Below are 4,212 nucleotides of genomic sequence, written 5' to 3'. Positions count from 1 at the left end.
GCCATCAACCGCCCCCTGAACGCCACCGTGCGCAGTAAAAAACGGTCAATCCCGCAAAAAAACAAGCACACAGACAGCTGCCAGCGGCAATCATCACTGGCCTATAAAATTAATGGCGCTAGAATCGGCGCCATTCTTCACCTGCCCCTGACACGAGCCTCCCATGAGCTTTGATTTCGACACGATCCACCCACGCCTCGGCACCGGCAGCACCAAGTGGAACCGTTACCCGCAAGACGTTTTGCCGATGTGGATCGCCGACATGGATATCGCCGCGCCACCCGCTGTGCTGCACGCCCTGCACGCCCGCCTCGACCAGCAGATTCTTGGCTACAGCGTGGCCGGCCCGGATGTGCGTGAAGCCATCGTGGCCGACCTGTGGGCCAAGTACGCCTGGCGGGTGCTGCCTGAAGAGCTGCTGTTCCTGCCGGGTGTCGAGCCGGGCTTCAATATGGCACTGCACGCTTTTGTGCAACCCGGCCAGCCGGTGGTGCTGCAAACGCCCAACTATCGCCCGATTCGCCTGGCGCCCGGGCACTGGAACCTGCCGCGCATCGAAGTACCGTTCGCGCTGACCCAAGGCGAATACGTCACACCGATGCCGGCCATGCGCGAGGCACTCAGCGGCGCCGGCGCGCTGCTGCTGAGCAACCCGCATAACCCGGTGGGCAAAGTGTTCCCCCGTGAAGAGCTGCTGGCCGTGGCCAACGCCTGCCTGGAAAACGGTGCGCTGATCATCAGCGATGAAATCCACGCCGAGCTGTGCTTCGACGGTCGCCGCCACATCCCCACCGCCAGCCTCAGCCCTGAAATTGCCCAGCGCACCATCACCCTGATGTCGGCCAGCAAGGCCTACAACGTGGCGGGCTTGAAGACCTGTTTTGCCGTGGTGCAAAACGCCGAGGTTCGCGAGCGCTTCAATAACGCCCGCTGCGGCATGGTCGACAGCGTCAGCCCCCTGGGCCTGGAGGCCACCCACGCGGCCTACAGCCAGTGCGGCGACTGGCTCGACGCGCTGGTGCAGTACCTGCAAGCCAACCGCGACTACCTGCTCAACGCCGTGCAAACCCGCTTGCCCGGCGTGGTGATGCACGCACCACAAGGCACGTACCTGGCGTGGCTGGATTGCAGTGCGCTGGGCCTGGACGACCCGCAGCAGTTCTTCCTGGAACAGGCCAAGGTCGGCTTGAGTGCGGGGCTCGAATTTGGTGATGAAAGCCAGCAATTCGTGCGCCTGAACTTCGGTTGCCCACGGGCCATGCTGGAAGAAGGCCTGCAACGCATGGAGCGTGCGCTGCATCACCGCTAGGCTTCAATTCACAACGTTTCGCAACGAGTGCCAAACCCCTGCTGTTACTGTTTTCGCCGAATAGTCCCACCGGAAACAGCAGGAGTTGCACGGCATGTCGACCCAGCCGCTTGATCGCTCGTCCGAGCCTAAAAGCCTCCCCCGCACACCGACTACGTCGGGCGCGGAATTCCATGTACTGCTCAAGAACAGCGCCAACAAAAAGGTCGAGGCCCAGGACAAGAAACCCTCAGGGCTCGATGCCAGCAAAAAAGACGGCTATGAACTCGCCGGCAAAGACGCCACGCCACCGCCTGCATTATCCGACTACAAGGCCATCGGCCCGCCCGACGAGGTCGGCGCGGGGCTGATCCGTTATGAAACCCAGGACGGCAAGAAGGTCATCGTCAGCGAAAAAGACAGCCCGGAACTGTTCAAGCAAGTCAGCCAGGACTTCAAATCCCTCTCTGGCGTGGTCGCCAGCCAGAACGCTGGCTACCAAAGCCTGGGCGGCGACGGCAAGGCGCCGGAAAAACTCGCCGATTACAAATCCCTCGGCCCGCCGGATGAAACCGGCCCCGGCGTGATCCGCTATGAAACCCAGGACGGCACCAAGGTCGTCATCAGCCAGCGCGACAACCCCGAGGCGTTCCAGAAAGCCAAGGACGACTACGCGAGCTTCACCGGCCTCTCCAGCAGTGAAGACGCCGGCTACAAGCGCGCCAGCGACAACGAAGTGTGGCCGCCCTACGCGGGCACCACCGTCGGCCCCGAAGACGAAGTGGGCCCGGGCCTGATCCGCTTTGAAAGCAACGGCCAGAAAATGGTCGTGGCCCGGGACGACAACCCCAAGCTGTTCGACTACCTGGCGGGCCTGCACGAGGTCTACACCCACCCGGACAAAAAAGCCGTGGTGGAAGGCGAACTGAACAACGGCGCGGTGCTGGCCGATGCCAATACACCCGTGCCCGACCTGAATGACTACAAGACGTTCAGCTGGAACAATGACCAGAAAGACAACATCCTGACCTACGAACTGCATGACGGCACCAAGGTGGTGGTGTCTTCCGACGTCAGCCCCGAGCTGTTCAAGAGCGTCGCCACCGCCCATGACACCTGGGACAAGATCCACACCAGTGAAGGTGAAGGCTACAAACTGGCGGGACCGAATGACTTCCTGAAAAACACCGACATCACCTTCGGCTCCCCGGATGAACTGGGCGATGGCTTGATCCGCTATGAAACCAGCGAAGGCAAGGTCATCGTGTCCAAGGAGCTGAGCCCGCAGCTCTACGATGACGTCAAGGCCAAGTGGGACGCCGCCAGCACCAGCGAGGTCGACGACACCCGCACCCAGCACAACTTGCCCAAGGCCGGCGACCTGGATGTGCTGAACATGGACACCGGCGTACACGCCGATGAAAAGGACGACAAATCGCCGACCCTGAGTGTCAGCGAACTGGCCACCACCCAACTGATCGACACCTACCGCGAGGGCGTGAAAAACGGCTCGATCCCCAAGGACGACCCACGCGCCAAGCTGGTCCGCGCCCTCGAAGCGCAGGCGGCCTACCAGAACGGCCACGGCATCACCGGCTATGAAGAAGCCAAGCGCCCGTTCAACACCACCTGGCGTGAGTTCGATGACAAGCAGACCGAGCTGACCTCGGCCGACATGCACGACATCATCGACGGCAAGGCCGTGCAGGAACAGATCGGCGAACTGTTCAAAGACCCGACGGTGCAGGCCGACTACAAGTCGAAGATGGACGACGCCATCAACAAACTGCCGAACAAGGACGAGATCAAGCAGAAACTGCTCGACCTCACGTCCAACCCGGATTACGTGCTCTACCTCAAGGACCTGCAAGACCAAGGCAAGACCTCTGAGGCGCAAAAAGACCTCAGCGACACCCTGACATCGCTGTCGCTGTTCGACCCGGAAGCCGCCAGCAAGGCCGCGCAGAACATCCAGGCCGACGGGCTGACCACCGACCTCAATGCGATCCTGTCGGACCCGAGCAAAATCTCTGACGAGAACAAGGAACTAGCGACCAAGGACCTGTTCGGCCTGCTCAAAGGCGTGTTGAAAGGCACCCTGCTCGACCTGCCGCGCCGTACCCAGGAAACCCTGGAAAAATTCCTCAACGAAGGCCTGGAGGGCAAGGAAAAGTCCGCCGGTGTGACCAAGGCCCTGGAAGAGTTGGGTGAGGTCTACAAGAACAACGGCTCCATCAGCGAAGCCGACCTGAAAACCGCACTGAGCAAACCGTACATTCCAGTCGCCGATCGCGGCATGCTCGGCGAGGTGTTCCACACCCTCAACAGCAAGGGCATCCTCGGTTCTCTCGGTGCTGGCGTGACCATGTTCTCGGCGATTTACCAGTTGGTGGGCAAAGGCGGCAAGTTGGGTGAAACCCCGGCGCAGCGCATGTCCATCGCCAAGGACTTCCTGAGTTTTGCCGGTGGTTCCAGCCACTTTGTGCGCCTGGGCGACAAGATCGGCGAAACCCTGGGCAAAGGCGGCCTGGTCGACTTTCTTGGCCTGGACAAGACCCTTCCCGAGATCTGGGGCAAGACCGGCTTGCAGGAGCCGAACTTCGAATTCCGCGTCAGCGAGCTGCCAGCCGACGTTAAAAGCAAGATCGCGACGGCACTCGACGCCGTGCCTGACAGCCAATACGACGGCATTTCGCAGATGTTTGGCGAAGGTGACAAAGCCGTCACCGAGGCCACCGAAGGCCTTGCCACCCACCTGGATGACGGCCTGGCGGCAGCCGGTGCGGCAAAGTTGGGGGCGTCCAAGTCGGCGAAGATTGCAGGCTCGGTGATCAAGGTATTGGGCCCGGCCACGGACATCGCCGGTGGGTTTGCCGACATCGTGCTGGGGGCATTGGCGATCAAGAGCGGGGTCGCCAGCAAGG

The 4,212-nt window shown here is 61.5% G+C and carries 2 protein-coding genes; both read left to right on the top strand.

What is annotated here, in order from left to right; translation table 11 throughout:
• Positions 1–163: 163 nt before the first annotated feature.
• Positions 164–1,309, top strand: a complete 1,146-nt coding sequence (locus tag WBB95_RS02855) for a MalY/PatB family protein (protein WP_424486201.1) — start codon at positions 164–166, stop codon at positions 1,307–1,309.
• A gap of 94 nt (positions 1,310–1,403) precedes the next feature.
• A partial coding sequence (locus WBB95_RS02850; RefSeq protein ID WP_424486200.1) for a hypothetical protein occupies positions 1,404–4,212 on the top strand: 2,809 nt, incomplete at its 3' end.

The organism is Pseudomonas sp. (assembly GCF_049645325.1).
In the GTDB taxonomy this organism is placed as follows: Bacteria; Pseudomonadota; Gammaproteobacteria; order Pseudomonadales; family Pseudomonadaceae; genus Aquipseudomonas.
Note: the sequence above shows the minus strand (reverse complement) of the source record. Positions and strands in the feature narration are given on the sequence as shown.